The organism is Streptomyces sp. NPDC057682 (assembly GCF_042799575.1).
Classification (GTDB): domain Bacteria; phylum Actinomycetota; class Actinomycetes; order Streptomycetales; family Streptomycetaceae; genus Streptomyces.
Genome location: NZ_JBHVIN010000026.1, coordinates 1 through 15157, shown reverse-complemented (window position 1 = coordinate 15157; position 15157 = coordinate 1). Strand labels below are relative to the sequence as shown.

The window sequence follows — 15157 nt, the reverse complement described above, 5'->3', positions numbered from 1 at the left end:
AGAAGGCCAGCTGTGTCCGCTGCCAAGCCGAGCGCAACGATCCGGTACACCGCGATGCGTCTCAGCATCTTCGTCGGCTGCTTCGTCGTCGCCGCCGTCGCCGTCAACTTCGGGGTGATCCCGTCGGGTGCCGGGGGATCCAACCTCGTCTGGGTCATCCTGCTCGCTCTGGTGCTCTCCGCGCCGCTCAGCTATGTGCTCCTGCGCAAGCAGCGCGACGAGATGTCCGAGCAGATCGTCTCCTCGGTGGACCGCGCCAAGGCCCGCCTGGAAGCCAACCGGACGCGTGAGGACGGCGTGACCCAGTAGAGCCGCGGTGAGGGCGGCGTAAGGACTTTGTAAGCTTCCTCACAGCCGCACCCTTTCTTTCCGAAACCCCAGCACCGGAGCGACCGCTCCTGTACTGGGGTTTTCGCGTATCCGGGGCCGGAACGGCGCCCTCCGTCAGCAGAGAGCGCTTCCCGGGATCAAAGAAGAGCTTTGAGGTTCTCAAAGTTCAAGTGTTAACGTGTTCGCCATGAAGACAGCTGTGCGCCTCCGATCTGCCACGGGCATCCCGCTCGTGGAGCGCCTGCATGTCGATCTCTGCCGCTGTATGTCCGCGGTCTGTTGCCGCAACGTCTGAACCGGCACCATGCAGCGGCGCCGCCCCGGCCTTCCCGGGGCGCGGGCGCCGCACCCCGTCCCCCTCCGCACCGTCCCCGTGCGTCCCGATGCGTCACATCTGGAGTGTGTCCGTGTCCGCGAACTCCGCGTCCGCCCCCGCCGGTGAGTCCACCGGCTCCGGCTTCCGTATACCCAAGGTCCCGTTCTGGGCCCAGATCGTCGCCGGTCTCGTCCTCGGCGTCCTGCTCGGCTGGCTCGCCCGCAGCCAGGACATCGACTGGCTCTACACCACGCTCGACAAGGTCGGCCACATCTTCGTCCAGCTGCTGAAGCTGGCCGTCGCGCCCCTCGTCTTCTTCGCGATCCTGGTGTCGATCACCAACCTGCGCAAGGTCAACAACGCCGCCCGGCTGGCCACCCGCACCCTGCTCTGGTTCATGATCACCTCGCTGATCGCGGTCGCCATCGGCCTCGCGATCGGTCTGATCACCAACCCGGGCTCCGGCACCGGCCTCACCCCCAAGGACGGCAAGCTCCCCGAGCACGCCGGTTCCTGGCTCGACTTCCTGACCGGCATCATCCCGGACAACGTCATCACGCCGTTCGCCGAGCTGAACGTCCTGCAGATCGTCTTCATGGCCGCCGTCGCCGGCATCGCCGCCCTGCAGCTCGGTGAGAAGGCCCAGCCGATCCTCACCCTCAGCGAGTCCGTCCTGGAGCTGCTCCAGAAGGCCCTGTGGTGGGTCATCCGCCTCGCCCCGATCGGCACCATCGGCCTCATCGGCTACGCCATCGCCGACTACGGCTGGGACCTGATCGGCAAGTACGCCACCTTCACCGCCGACGTCTACATCGGCTGCGCCCTGGTGCTGTTCGGCGTCTACCCGCTGCTGCTCGCCACCGTCGCCAAGGTCAGCCCGCTCCAGTTCTTCAAGGGCGCCTGGCCCGCCATCCAGCTGGCCTTCGTCTCCCGCTCCTCGGTCGGCACCATGCCGGTCACCCAGAAGGTCACCGAGCGCCTCGGCGTCCCGAAGGAGTACGCCTCCTTCTCCGTCCCGTTCGGCGCCACCACCAAGATGGACGGCTGCGCCGCGATCTACCCCGCGCTCGCCGCGATCTTCATCGCGCAGATCTTCGACGTGCAGCTGGGCGTCGGCGACTACATCCTGATCGCGTTCGTCTCGGTGATCGGCTCGGCCGCCACCGCCGGTCTCACCGGTGCGACGGTCATGCTGACCCTCACCCTGTCGACGCTGGGCCTCCCGCTGGAGGGCGTCGGCCTGCTGATGGCCATCGACCCGATCCTCGACATGATGCGGACCGCCACCAACGTGGCCGGCCAGGCCCTGGTCCCGGTCATCGTCTCGGCCCGCGAGAAGATCCTCGACCTGGACGCCTACAACTCGGCCTCGGCCTCCCCGGTCGACGACGAGGCGCCCGTCGAGGACGCGGCCCGGGTGCCGGTCGCCGCCTGACCCCGCCCGTACGCGTCAGGCCCCGCAGCCCGCGCAGGCCTCGCCCGTGACATGTGGGCCTCTCCTCCAGTCCGGAGGGGAGGCCCACGACGCGTTCGGGGCCGGCCTGCGGCGGCCGGCCCACTCGCGGTTGGCGAGCGTCCGGTCCCGGTAGGCGCGCGGCAGATCGGGCAGCGCCAGCAGCCGGTCGCAGGCCCTCAGCGCCTCCTCGACCTCGCCCACCCGGTAGGCCGTCACCGAGTACTCGAAGAGCAGCCCCCACCGGTACACCCACGGCTGCACGGCCAGCAGGTCCTCGGGCGGCTCACGGTCCAGGCCCGCCCGGACGAACGCGTGCGCCGCGTGGTGCCGGCCGAGCCCGCGCAGCCGGGAGACCAGCTCGTAGCAGGCCTCCAGCCGTTGCGGCCGGGTCTCCCAGGCCCGTGACAGCGCGTCCATCGCGGCCGGCCAGTCGTCGGCCTCGGCCCGCAGGACCCCGGCCTGCAGCAGCGAGCAGTAGACCTCCTCGGCCCAGCCGCCCATCCGCGCCCGGCGTTCGTACAGCGCCACCGCCCGCTCCCGCTCACCGAGGTCGCGCAGCGCCTGGGCGAGGTGGAAGACGGTGCGGGTGTTGGCCGGATCGCGCTCCAGCTCGGAGCCGAGCAGCCGGGCGTCCCGCTCGGCGCGGCCGTGGCGCGAGCCGCCGTCGGCGTGGTCGTGGATGACGAGCGCGTCCAGCAGCCGCTGGTCCTCGGGTTCCCCCGCGGTCAGGTGCTCCCGGGTGACGCCCTCGTACCGCCAGGCCATGTCCCCGCGGACCAGCCGTTTGATCCGGTGCTCGACGGGGCCCTCGTGGCGCAGCAGATAGGCGTCGGCGGTCAGCTCGGGCAGCGGGCCCCGGCGGTGGACCACATGGTCGGCGTCGACCAGCAGCAGATAGTCGGCGCGGGCGTGCGCCCGGCGGATGTTCAGCGTGCGGTTGTGCCCGAAGTCGGTCCAGGGGTCCTGGTGGAGTTCACCGGGAATGCCGTCCAGCGCCCTGCGCACCAGGGCCTGGGTGCCGTCGGTCGAGCCCGTGTCCGAGATCACCCAGGTGTCCACGAGGTCCCGTACGGAGGAGAGGCAGCGTTCGACGACCCGCGCCTCGTTCCTGACGATCATGCACAGGCAGACGGTCGGTTTCACGGCGGGCACCTCTCCCCGGCGGACAACTGCGGACAACTGCGGGCACCTCGCGGGCACCGTGCGGGCGACGACCCTACGCACGGGGTACGGGGGCTCGGCGGCGGCACGCCGCGGCGGGCGGCCGCGAACAGGTCTTCGGGGAGCGGCCCCCGTAGGCTTACCGGGGAGTAGTGCGGCGGGGGCGGGAAGGAAGTCGACGTGGGTGCTGTGAGGAACAAGCGGATGCCGCGCGCCGTGCGCGAGCGGCAGATGATGGACGCCGCGGTGCAGACGTTCGGGCAGCGGGGCTACCGGGCGGCGTCGATGGACGAGATCGCGGAGCTGGCCGGGGTGTCCAAGCCCCTGGTGTACCTGTACCTCCACTCCAAGGACGAGCTGTTCACCGCCTGTATCCGGCGGGAGGCCGCGGCGCTGCTCGCGGCGATCCGGGCGGGCGCCGAGCCCGGACTGTCGGCCGACCGCCAACTCTGGTCGGGGCTGCGGGCGTTCTTCACGCACACCGCGGAGAACCCGGACGGCTGGGCGGTCCTCTACCGGCAGGCGCGCACCCACGGGGAGCCGTTCGCCACCGAGGTGCACGTGATGCGCGAGGAGATCGTCGCCTTCGTGACGGGGCTGATCGGCGCCGCGGCGCGCGAGGCGCACCACGACGCCGAACTCGCCGACCGCGATGTGGCGGGCCTGGCCCAGGCGCTGGTGGGGGCGGCGGAGGCGCTGGCCGGCTGGGCCAACGAGACGCCGGGCGTCTCCGCGAAGGAGGCCGCGGCCACCCTGATGAACTTCTCCTGGGCCGGCCTGGAGAACCTGATGCACGGCCGGACGTGGCAGGTGCCGGCCGAGGAGTCCTGAGGCGTGTCCGGGGCGTAGCGCCGTAGGACGGTCCGGCCGGGGACGACGGGACCGCCCTCAGCCGGTCTCCACCGCGCCGGTGAGGTGCAGCCGCTCCCCGTCCCGGCCGCCGCGCAGCTGGAAGGCGGTGCCCTCGTGGGCGTAGGTGACGGTGCCGGGCAGCAGGACGGGGGCCCGGAAGTCGGCCCGTACGGTGCGGACGGGGCCGGGGATCTCGGCCAGGCAGCGGGCCACGGTCCACATGCCGTGGGCGATGGCGCGGGGGAAGCCGAAGAGCCGGGCGGTCAGCGGGTGGAGGTGGATGGGGTTGCGGTCGCCGGAGGCGGCCCCGTAGCGCCGTCCGAGGTCGGCGGGCAGCCGCCATTCGGCGGTGGCGGGGAGTGCGGGGGCGGGGGTCCGGGGCTCCGGCGGGGCGGTGTCGCGGGTCGCGTGCCGGGAGAGATAGCCGCTGCGGGACTCCCACACCAGCGCGCCCGAGAGCCGTGCCTCGGTCACCATCGTCACCTCGGTGCCCCGCCGGTGCGGGCTCAGCTCCTGGGCGTACACGGTGAGTTCGAGCGGGTCCTCCGGCCGGAGGGCGCGGTGGGCGGTGATCTCGATCCAGGTGTGGACGAGGCCGGTGACCGGCAGCGGGAAGGCGCGGCGGGTCATCAGGCCCATGGCGAGCGGGAAGGCCAGGACGTGCGGGTACGTCACCGGCAGCGCGCCCGTCTCCGGGAAGCCGCAGAGCGCGCGGTAGGCGGTCAGCGGGCCGGGGGCGGGGGGCGCGGCGGGCCGGCGGAGGCGGTCGGCGGGGAGGACGGCACCGGGGCGTCCGGCCCGTTTGAAGGGGGAGGTGACGGCGCCCCGGGCGAGGGAGAGGGTCAGGCCGGGCACGGGCTCACGCTCCCAGCAGGCTCTGGCCGCAGACGCGGACGACCTGTCCGTTGACGGCGGTCGAGGCGGGCTGGGCGAACCAGGCGGTGGTCTCGGCGACGTCGACCGGGAGGCCGCCCTGGGAGAGGGAGTTCATCCGGCGGCCTGCCTCGCGGATGAAGAGCGGCACGGCCGCGGTCATCTTGGTCTCGATGAATCCGGGGGCCACCGCGTTGACGGTGACGCCGTGCTCGGCGGCGGCGCGCGGGGCCAGGGAGCGGACCAGGCCGATGATCCCGGCCTTGCTGGCCGCGTAGTTGGTCTGGCCGTTGTTCCCGGCGATGCCCGCGATGGAGGCGGTGGCGACGATCCGGCCGCCCCGGCCGAGCGTGCCGGACTTCAGCAGGGCGTCGGTCGTGCGCAGGACGCTGTCCAGGTTGACGTCGATGACCGAGGCCCAGCGTTCGGCGGGCATGTTGGCGAGCCGCCGGTCGCGGGTGATGCCGGCGTTGTGGACGAGGATGCCGAGCCCGTCCGGGGCGGCGGCCGCGATGCGGTCGGCGGCGTCGTCGGCGGTGATGTCGAGGGGCAGCGCGGTGGCGCCGAGCCGGTCGGCGGTGCGGACCAGGTCCTCCTGGGCCTGCGGGACGTCCAGGCAGATGACCCGGGCCCCGTCGCGGGCCAGGACCGAGGCCACGGAGGCCCCGATGCCCCGGGCGGCGCCGGTGACCAGGGCGGTGCGGCCGGCGAGCGGGGCGGCCCAGTCGGCGACCTCGCCGGGGGCGGCGCCGGTGACCTCGATGACCTGGCCGCTGACGTACGCGGACCGGGGCGACAGCAGGAAGCGCAGGGTGGACGCGGCGGAAGCGACGGCTGCGGGGTCGACGCGCACCAGCTGGACGGTGGCGCCCCTGCCGATCTCCTTGCCCAGGGAGCGCACGAAGCCCTCCAGGGCCTGCTGGGCGGCGGCCTGGTGGTGGTCCTCCGGTGAGGGCCGCACGCCGAGGACGACGATCCGGCCGCCGGGGGCGAGCGAGCGGACGACCGGGTGGAGGGCGGCGTGCACCGCGCCGAGCCCGGCGGCGGTGTCGACGGCGGTCGCGTCGAGCACCAGCGCGGCGGGGCGTTCCGCGCGGGCGTCGGTCTCCAGACCGGTGGCGGCGAGGATCGCGGCCAGCTCCTCCGTGACGGCGGAGTCCCCGGCGGTGAGGTGGCGGACCGGGCCGGTCAGCGTCGGCGTCTCCAGGGTCCAGCGCCGCAGCCGGGCGGGCTGCGGGAGACCGAGCTTCCGGGTGAGGAACCCGCCGGGTGCCGTGCCGGTCAGGTGCAGATAGCGGTCGGCCATTGTCCAGACTCCCTGCTCGGTCGTAGATTTACTCCGGAGTAAGGTTACTCAAGAGTCAGGAGCTGGTCGAGATGAGTTGGTCGAGATGATTCCCCTCGCACTCCCGCGGCCCCGCCGGGTCGCGGTCATCGGGGGCAGCCGCATTCCCTTCGCCCGCTCCGACGGGCCCTACGCGCAGGCCTCCAACCAGCAGATGCTGACCGCCGCGCTGGACGGTCTGGTGGAGCGGTTCGGCCTCCAGGGTGAGCGCGTCGGCGAGTTCGCGGCGGGCGCGGTCCTCAAGCACAGCCGGGACTTCAACCTGGCCCGGGAGACGGTGCTCGGCTCGCGCCTCGACCCGCGCACCCCCGCGTACGACGTCCAGCAGGCCTGCGGCACCGGCCTCCAGGCGGTGATCGCCGCCGCGAACAAGATCATGCTCGGGGCGATCGACTCCGCGATCGCCGGCGGCACGGACACCACGAGCGACGCCCCGCTCGGCGTCAACGACGAGCTGCGCCGGCTGCTGCTGTCCGCCCGGCGCGCGAAGTCGGCGGGTGCCCGCGCCAAGGCCCTCACGGGCGTACGGCCCCGCCACCTCGTCCCGGACATCCCGCGCAACGCCGAACCCCGCACCGGCCTCTCGATGGGCGAGCACGCCGCCGTCACCGCCCGGCAGTGGGACATCGGCCGCGCCGAGCAGGACCTCCTCGCCGCCACCAGCCACCAGCGGCTCGCCGCCGCCTACGACCGGGGCTTCCTGGACGACCTCGTCGTCCCGTACCTGGGCCTGGAGCGCGACCAGAACCTGCGCCCCGGCTCCACCGTGGAGAAACTCGCCACCCTGAAGCCGGTGTTCGGCGCGGACCACCCGGACGCGACGATGACCGCGGGCAATTCGACGCCCCTCACGGACGGCGCCGCGACCGTCCTCCTGGCGAGCGAGGAGTGGGCCGAGGCGCACGGTCTGGAACCGCAGGCCTATCTCTCGCTGTACGAGACGGCGGCCGTCGACTACGTGAACGGCGAGGACGGACTGCTGATGGCGCCCGCGTACGCCGTGCCCCGGCTCCTGGAGCGGGCCGGGCTCGCCCTCGACGACTTCGACCTCGTCGAGGTGCACGAGGCGTTCGCCTCCCAGGTGCTCGCCACCCTCGCGGCCTGGGAGAAGCAGGGCCTCGCCCCCGTCGACCGGGACCGGCTCAACGTGGCGGGGTCCTCCCTGGCCACCGGGCACCCCTTCGCCGCGACGGGCGCCCGGATCGTCGCCACCCTGGCCAAACTGCTCGCCGAGCGGGACGCTCCGGGCCGGGGACTGATCTCCGTCTGCGCGGCGGGCGGCCAGGGGGTCACGGCCATCCTCGAACGCGTCTGATCCGTACGACCGCTGTCCGCTGTCCGCTGTTCGCTGTTCGCTGTTCGCTGTTCGCTGTTCGCGGTCCGGCGAGGCGGGCCCGCTTCGCCGGACGGCCCGTTCCGACGGGGGCGCCCGCGTCGCCGGACGGTCCGGTCCGGGGCTCGCTTCCCGGCCGGACGGTCCGGTCCGGGGGCCTTCCGCTCCCCGGCCGGACGGTTCGGTCCGGTCCGGGGGCCCGCCTCCCGCGCCGGACGGCTCGGGCCGTGTCCATGAGCCCCGCCCGGCCTCCGGGCGTCCGCCGGGGCTCCCGGACACGCCCAGGTGCACTGCCCGATCCCATCCCGAGGAGCCGCACGTGTCCACGCCATCCGCACCCACCACCCCCGTCCTGGTCGAACCGGAGAGGACCAGGGACGCCGACGGCCGCGTCCGGCAGGTCTCCGTACCGGCGCTGGCCCCGCCCGTCCTGCGCGGATCGCTCGCCGAGATCCCCTTCGACAACGCCCGCGAGGCCCCTCAGGAGGCCGTCCTCAGCCGCAAGGGGGCGGACGGGCAGTGGCGGGACGTGACGGCCGCCGCGTTCGCCGCGGAGGTGCGGGCGGTGGCCAAGGGGCTGATCGCGGAGGGGCTGCGCGGCGGCGACCGGATCGCCATCATGGCCCGCACCACCTACGAGTGGACGCTGCTGGACTTCGCGTCCTGGGCCGCCGGACTGGTCACCGTGCCCGTCTACCCGACCTCCTCCGCGTTCCAGGCCCGCTGGATCCTCCAGGACTCCGGGGCCGTCGCCTGCGCGGTCGAGACCGCCGAACAGGGCCGTCTCATCAGCCAGGAGCGCAAGCAGCTCGCGGGCCTGGCCCACCTCTGGCAGTTCGACACCGGGGTGCTGGACCGGCTGAAGAAGGCCGGCGAGGGTGTCCCGGACGACGCCGTGGACGCCCGTCGCGCCACCCTGGAACCGGACACCCCGGCCACGCTCATCTACACCTCCGGCACCACCGGCCGCCCCAAGGGCTGCGTCCTGACCCACGGCAACTTCTACGCCGAGGTCGACAACGCCATCGAACTGCTCCACCCGGTCTTCAAGTCCGTCAGCAAGTACCCCGCGTCCACCCTGCTGTTCCTGCCGCTGTCGCACGTCTTCGGTCGGATGGTCGCCATCGGCTGTCTGCGCGCCCGGGTCCGGCTGGGCCACGCGCCGTCCATCAAGACGGAGGACCTGCTCGACGACCTCGCGGGCTTCCGCCCGTCGTTCATGCTGGCGATCCCGTACGTCCTGGAGAAGGTCTACAACACCGGCCGGGCCACCGCCGAGAAGATGGGCCGCGCCTCCTCCTTCGACCGGGCGGCCCGGATCGCCCAGCGCTACGGCGAGGCCGTCGAGGCCGCCCAGCACGGCACGGGCCCCGGCCCCGGCCTCGGACTGCGGGCCGCCCGCGCGCTCTACGACCCGCTGGTCTACCGCCGGATCCGGGCCGCGCTCGGCGGCCATCTGCGCTACGCGATCTGCGGCGGTTCCCCGCTGGGCCGCCGGCTCGCCTCCTTCTACGCGGGCGCCGGCGTCGAGATCTTCGAGGGCTACGGCCTCACCGAAACCACCGCCGCCGCCACCGTCACTCCGCCGCTCCGCCCCCGCCTGGGCACCGTCGGCTGGCCGCTGCCCGGCACCGCCGTACGCATCGCCCCGGACGGCGAGGTCCTGCTCAGCGGCGGCCAGGTGTTCGGCGGCTACTGGGACGCGGAGCGCGGCGAGGCCGTGTCCGTCCTCGACGACGGCTGGTTCGCCACCGGCGACATCGGGGAACTCGACGAGGACGGCTACCTCACGATCACCGGCCGCAAGAAGGACATCATCATCACCTCGGGCGGCAAGAACGTCACCCCCGCCCCCCTGGAGGACTGGCTGCGCGCCCATCCCCTGGTCAGCCAGTGCATGGTGGTCGGCGACAACCGCTCCTTCATCACCGCCCTCATCACCCTGGAGCCCGACGGCCTCGCCCACTGGCGCCAGATGACGAAGAAACAACACGTCCCGATACGCGAACTCGTCCACGACGACGACCTGCGCACCGCCCTCCAGCGCGCCGTGGACGAGGCCAACCGCCTCGTCTCCCGCGCCGAGTCCATCCGCAAGTTCACCGTCCTCCCGGTCGACTTCACCGAGGAGAACGGCCATCTGACCCCGTCCCTCAAGCTGAAGCGGGACGCCATCGCGCGGGACTTCGCGGAGGAGATCGAGGAGTTGTACCGGAAGTAGGGGCCGGGCGCGGGACGGGGCGGGCGGTGTCCCGGGCGGGGAGCCCGGGACACCGGTGCGTGCCACAGCTTGCCGTTGCAGCGACACCGAAAATGGAAACGGTCGCTTACGGTGCGGCGGTATTGACGCGTCGCGTACATGGGCGTCCGAGAACACCTACCCACGGTCGTGGCCCGTCAGTAGGTGGCCCTTGCCTGATGCCCTGTGACCGACTGTGACGTCACACCCGGTGCCGCGTGGCTGGTCGGAAAGACGCTGATGCGGACCCTGTACGCGGCACTCAGAGCCAGATCGATCCCGATCTCCTCCTGCTCCCACTGCTTGAGGTACGGGTCCGGGACGCGCGTTCAGGGGGGAGGGGATGAACCTGTGTGCCGCAGTCTGTGGGTAGACCGCTCTGCCCGTCGAGTCCTTGAGCCAGATAGAGATTCACTCTCTCCGACCCTCGCGTTTCAACCTCGGCCTTCGCGGATCTTCAGCAAGACTTTGGTCGGCTCGGGGCGTCAACTCCGAAAGCAGTTCACAGCCCTCGCTCCGAAGCTCTCTGCGGCTACCACAAGAGCACCCACCTGTTACCAAATGTGATCGGAAGACTGCTCATGGCCTGTCCTGCAATCCTGCCGGATGCGTCGCCCGACGCCCCCAACGTGCAGTCTGCGGTGGGCGGCCCCGGCCAACGGTCGGCCTGCGCGAATCGCTGGCGCCCAACTCGTTGACGCGCTAAGGTCCTAGAACCTTTCGATGCCTTCTCGCCTTGCTCTTGGCGGGTTGAGTGAGCGGAGAGCATTTTGAATAAAGCCATAATTATTGGCATCGATAGCTATCCAGGTGCGCCACTCTACGGCTGCGTGAATGATGCGAGAGATGTGGCTTCCTGTCTCTCTCTGGAGCAGTACGACTTCGACAGCATTGTGCTGCTCAACAGTCAGGCGACTCGGAGTAACATCCTGAGGGAGCTATCGAAACTCGCCTACGGCCCCGAGGATCAAGGCCAAGGGAATACGCTACTCCTGTACTTCGCCGGCCACGGTCAAGTCGTCGGCCAGGCTGGACATCTTGTCACCTATGACGCTCAGGATTTCGACCCGGGAATCTCGCTGGCCCATCTCGCTCAAGTCATGGAGTCCGCGAGCATGGTCTATGATCACGTTATATCCATTCTCGACTGCTGTCACTCCGGATCCGCATTCACGTGGTCCAATAGTCGGCCGCTTACTCCGTCAGATGTTGAACGTGAGGTGCCAGCGGTTAATGAAAGTCGCTGTGTTTTAGCGGCATGCCGCCCCGAAGAAACTGCAAAAGAGATTGATCAGCGAGGAGTCTTTACCGATACGCTTACAGATGCTCTTCTGGGCGCCTCGGTGAACTGGGATGGCGAAGTCACTCTGATGGGAATATACGAGTATGTAGTTAGCGCGGTCCCCGAAGAAATGCAGACCCCGGTCTTCAAGGGAGACATCGCTGGCACAGTGGTCCTAGGTGCCGGATTCGAACCTCGCCAAGGACGGCCCATCGAGCGGAGCGAACGCTCACGCATAATGTCAAAGGCTCAGACATTAGTTGATCAGTATTACTACCTGCAGCTACGGGAACTTGCCGATCGCGGCGTCCGCCTTGACAGGGGAGCCAGGCAATGTGCATTGGAACTCGAATCGGTGGTGGCGTGGTTCGAGTCGACCGAGAAGGAACTGCCGGACGTTCGCCGGGACCCGGACTGGGTTGATCTTAGCCGACGAGTACGAGAGTTCCGAAAGAACTTGTCCGAGGTAAGCGTAGGCGAAGTAACGCGGCTCGGTCGGATTACGCGACATATTGGCCATGGTGGTTACGGGCACGTATGGGAAGTCCTGGGCGCTGACGGTCGGAGTTACGCCTTGAAAATTTTCCACGGGAATGAACTGGATGATGCGGTAAAAGTCCAGCGCTTCACCAACGGCTACCTCAATATGAGGAAGCTGGAGCATCCTCGCATTGTTCGTGTCCACGAAGTAATGGTTGCGCCATTTGGGTTCGCAATGGACTTGGTCCCTGGCGATAATCTTCGAAGGACCTATATTGACCGTGATGGGGACGCGGCCGTGGCGGTGCGCATGATGATCGACATATGTGAGACCGTACAGCACGCCCACTCAAAAAAGGTCCGACACCGTGACATCAAACCGGAGAACATCGTCATTTCCGTGGGCGTAGACGGGCAGTTTGAACCCTACCTGACGGACTTTGATCTTGCCTACCACGAGACGGATAGGACTGTCACTACAAACCTTGGCGTCGGTGGTGTAATTAACTATGCGGCACCTGAGCAGCTCTACGAGCCAAATGCTAGGTCCGCACGGAGCGAGACCGTCGATGTTTTCAGCCTCGCTCAGCTCATGTTCTTCCTCGTGACTGGCAGGGATCCAAGCGCAGAGAACTTCGCGAAGAATCAAGAGGTTTTGCGGCGCAAGTTGGCCAGCTGGATTGATGACCGCGCCTCCGAGGCGCTCATGGAGCTATATAAGAAAGCAACCTCCAAGGCTCCCGAAGACCGACCGCAAACGGTGGTGGACTTCGTCGCACCCCTACGGGCCGCTGAGGCGATCATTCAGATCGCAAGCGGGACCGAGGATGTCGAAGAAGACGACCTATGCCGCCGCATCGGGCAGCTCTACGCAGGCATGGGGAGATACGATTCCACCGGCGGCCAGGTTCGCATGAACAGCGCCTCTGGGCAGGTGGAGGTGATTGCGCGGCTCAAAGGCAGCTCGAATAAGCTGACGGCTACGGTTGAGGTCGAGTTCTCTGTGATGGGCAGTATCCCCGTTGCATCCCTTAAATCGGGAAGGTCCGCGAGGGACTCGATAAACGCACGCCTCGACCGGGCCTTGCAGAAGAGGTACGGCAACGCCGTCAAGCGACATCCTGGTAACACGGGCGCCTACCAAGTCTTTGTGACAATCCCAGGTGTCAGATTCAGCGTCGAAGGAATCACCCAGGTCTGCGATGTGATCACCACGACTGTCGCAGGAATCGAAGGTTCCTGAGCGTCACATCACTCGGTCCGGGGGGATAGATAGTGCTGTGACCGCATAGGTTCACAGGCTTGCGGTGGCTGTGCGCCTCAATGCACAGTCCTTTCCTTGCCGTTGGCTCGAACGGGACGGGACGTTACAAGCGCCATTGGCGGCATTGACGTGCTGCTAACGAAACCGCATGGGGTGTGGGCGGGTTCGTCACGCCGGGCGTCAGGCATCGTTCCCGGAGCCGTCCGGGTCCTCCGCGTCCAGGTCCTCCGCGTCCAGGTCCTCCGCGTCCGGGCCGTCCGGCGCGGGGCCGCTGTGGAGGACGGCTCGGGCCTGTTCGGCGGCGCGGGCTATGGCCTCGGATACGTAGTCGAGGAAGCGGGCCATGTTTTCGAGGCGGACGCCGGCCGGGGTGTCCGCGCCGAGGACGGGGACGCCCTGGCGGGCGGTCTCGACGAGCTGGGCGGTGGAGCGGGCGCTGGCCATCATCGACTGGTACATGATGTCGTCGTCGACGGTGTACCGCTCGCGGCGGCGCTCGTCGCGTTGACGGCCGATCATGCCCTGGCTCTCCAGGTACGAGATGGCCTTGGAGACGGACGCCGGGCTGACCTGGAGCCGCTGGGCGAGTTCGGCGGCGGTGAGGCTGCCGGTGTCGGTGACGTAGAGGCAGGCCAGCACCCGGGACGTCATCAGCGGTGCGCCCGAGGCCAGCAGGACGGTGGTCAGGACCTCCTCGAAGGCGCGGACCGCCTCGGCGTCGCGCCCGTGGGGCTGCGGAGGGGTGTGCGCGGCGCGCGGCTCGGGCTTCTTGCGGCGGTGGGCGCGGTGTTCGGTGGCGCGGTGGGCCACTTCGGCGCGGTAGGCGGTGGGGCCGCCGTTGCGCATGACCTCGCGGGTGACCGTCGAGGTGGGGCGGTCCAGACGCCGGGCGATCTCCGCGTAGGCGAGGCCGTCGGCCAGCCCCAGGGCGATCTGCCGGCGTTCCTGCTGGGTGAGTCTGCCTCCCGGCATCGCGGCCTCCTCGGTGCTCCGGGCGCGCGACCCGGTGGCCGCGACGGGCCGACTATAGCGTTCGGTCTTAACTCATTGCAACGGACGTCGATGCGTGGCGTTGCGTTATGCGTGAGGTCATTGCATCAAATTCCCTGTCTCTACGTGCAGTTACTGTCTTCCAGTGCAACAGAGTCGTTGCCGGATCAGTGAACGCAACGTAGCTTTTCCTCTGTCGGAAAGCGCGGGCCACCGGGGCCCGGAGCGCCGACAGGCTCCACAGGAGAAGGAGAAAGTCATGCAGAAGTTCGACACCCCCGCCGCCGTCCGCACCGTTCTCGACATCCCCGCCGGGCGCATCAGCCTCATCGCCGCCGACCGCGCGGACACCACGGTCGAGGTCCGCCCGGCCGACGCCTCCAAGAAGCGCGACGTCCGCACGGCCGAGCGGGCCGAAGTCCGTTACGACGACGGCGTCCTGCACGTCCGGATCGCCGCGGAGAGCAAGAACCGCCTGATCGGCGACGGCAGCGGTGCGGTCGAGGTCACCGTCCAGCTCCCCTCCGGTTCGCACGTCGAGGCCACCGCGGCCGCCGCCGAGTTCCGGGGCGTGGGCCGGCTCGGGGACGTCGCCTTCGACGGCGGACTCGGCAGCGTCAAGCTGGACGAGGCGGCGAGCGCCCGCCTCTCGGCCCACGACGCGACCGTCACCGTCGGCCGCCTCACCGGGGACGCCGACATCCGCACCCAGCGCGGCGCCATCACCGTCACCGAGGCCACCCGGGGCGCGCTCGACCTGAGCACCCAGCTCGGCGACATCACCGTCCAGGCGGCCCGGGGCGTCTCCGCCTCGCTGGACGCCGGCACCGGACACGGCCGGATCGACAACACCCTGCGCAACGCCGATGCCACCCCCGCCCTGACCGTCCGGGCGACCACCTCCCAGGGCGACATCACCGCCCGCAGCCTCTGAGCCCGGACCACACCTCCATGAACGCGAAGGAGCATCCGCCCATGACGAACACCGCCATCGCCGCGCACGACCTGCGCAAGTCCTACGGCGACAAGACCGTCCTCGACGGCATCGACCTGACGGTCCCCGAAGGCACGGTCTTCGCGTTGCTGGGTCCGAACGGTGCGGGCAAGACGACGGCCGTGAAGATCCTCTCGACCCTGGTGAGGCCGGACCCCGGGTCCGGGCCCGTCCGGGTCGGCGGGCACGACCTGGCCACCGACCCGCAGGCCGCCCGCGCCACCATCGGCGTCACCGGACAG

Annotated in this window: 12 protein-coding genes; 8 read left to right on the top strand and 4 right to left on the bottom strand. The window is 69.8% G+C overall.

Translation table 11 applies throughout. The features are described from left to right. Window positions 1-54: 54 nt before the first annotated feature. Entirely contained in the window at window positions 55-309 is a 255-nt protein-coding gene (locus ACFVDM_RS35485; protein ID WP_383650524.1) for a DUF4229 domain-containing protein, read from the top strand. Between the two features lie 428 nt (window positions 310-737). After that, window positions 738-2081: a dicarboxylate/amino acid:cation symporter gene (locus ACFVDM_RS35480; protein WP_383650522.1), complete on the top strand. Its 1344-nt coding sequence runs from the start codon at window positions 738-740 to the stop codon at window positions 2079-2081. Window positions 2082-2096: 15 nt separating this feature from the next. Here ACFVDM_RS35480 and ACFVDM_RS35475 read toward each other — a convergent pair whose 3' ends face one another. Continuing rightward, on the bottom strand, window positions 2097-3245 hold the full coding sequence (locus tag ACFVDM_RS35475; RefSeq protein WP_383650520.1) for a glycosyltransferase: 1149 nt from the start codon (window positions 3243-3245) through the stop codon (window positions 2097-2099). A 222-nt stretch (window positions 3246-3467) separates the two neighbouring features. On the opposite strand from ACFVDM_RS35475, the gene ACFVDM_RS35470 reads away from it, so the two are divergent. Beyond that, window positions 3468-4094, top strand: coding sequence for a TetR/AcrR family transcriptional regulator (locus ACFVDM_RS35470; protein WP_383650796.1), 627 nt, complete (start codon window positions 3468-3470; stop codon window positions 4092-4094). Window positions 4095-4151: 57 nt separating this feature from the next. On the opposite strand, the gene ACFVDM_RS35465 is transcribed toward ACFVDM_RS35470, so the two are convergent. Together ACFVDM_RS35465 and ACFVDM_RS35460 are read right to left on the bottom strand one after the other, a co-directional pair. After that, the gene (locus tag ACFVDM_RS35465) at window positions 4152-4970 is read right to left on the bottom strand and encodes a MaoC family dehydratase (protein ID WP_383650518.1); all 819 of its coding nucleotides are present in this window, start codon (window positions 4968-4970) and stop codon (window positions 4152-4154) included. Between the two features lie 4 nt (window positions 4971-4974). Further along, complete coding sequence (locus ACFVDM_RS35460; protein WP_383650516.1) at window positions 4975-6294, bottom strand: 3-oxoacyl-ACP reductase; 1320 nt, start codon at window positions 6292-6294, stop codon at window positions 4975-4977. Window positions 6295-6379: 85 nt separating this feature from the next. Here ACFVDM_RS35460 and ACFVDM_RS35455 point away from each other — a divergent pair, with 85 nt between their 5' ends. The 3 genes from ACFVDM_RS35455 (at window position 6380) to ACFVDM_RS35445 (ending at window position 12910) form a co-directional block, all read left to right on the top strand. After that, window positions 6380-7648 (top strand): acetyl-CoA C-acetyltransferase, encoded by a 1269-nt coding sequence (locus tag ACFVDM_RS35455; protein ID WP_383650513.1) that lies wholly within the window; start codon window positions 6380-6382, stop codon window positions 7646-7648. A gap of 337 nt (window positions 7649-7985) precedes the next feature. Next, entirely contained in the window at window positions 7986-9887 is a 1902-nt protein-coding gene (locus ACFVDM_RS35450) for an AMP-dependent synthetase/ligase (protein ID WP_383650510.1), read from the top strand. 788 nt (window positions 9888-10675) lie between these two features. Then, the gene (locus ACFVDM_RS35445; RefSeq protein ID WP_383650507.1) at window positions 10676-12910 is read left to right on the top strand and encodes a caspase family protein; all 2235 of its coding nucleotides are present in this window, start codon (window positions 10676-10678) and stop codon (window positions 12908-12910) included. Window positions 12911-13111: 201 nt separating this feature from the next. Here ACFVDM_RS35445 and ACFVDM_RS35440 read toward each other — a convergent pair whose 3' ends face one another. Then, window positions 13112-13903 carry a helix-turn-helix domain-containing protein gene (locus ACFVDM_RS35440; protein WP_383650504.1) on the bottom strand — a complete coding sequence of 264 codons (792 nt, stop codon included), beginning with the start codon at window positions 13901-13903 and terminating at the stop codon, window positions 13112-13114. A gap of 277 nt (window positions 13904-14180) precedes the next feature. On the opposite strand from ACFVDM_RS35440, the gene ACFVDM_RS35435 reads away from it, so the two are divergent. After that, the gene (locus tag ACFVDM_RS35435; RefSeq protein WP_383650501.1) at window positions 14181-14855 is read left to right on the top strand and encodes a DUF4097 family beta strand repeat-containing protein; all 675 of its coding nucleotides are present in this window, start codon (window positions 14181-14183) and stop codon (window positions 14853-14855) included. A gap of 41 nt (window positions 14856-14896) precedes the next feature. Beyond that, on the top strand, window positions 14897-15157 hold a 261-nt coding region (locus ACFVDM_RS35430), incomplete at its 3' end, for an ATP-binding cassette domain-containing protein (RefSeq protein WP_383650497.1).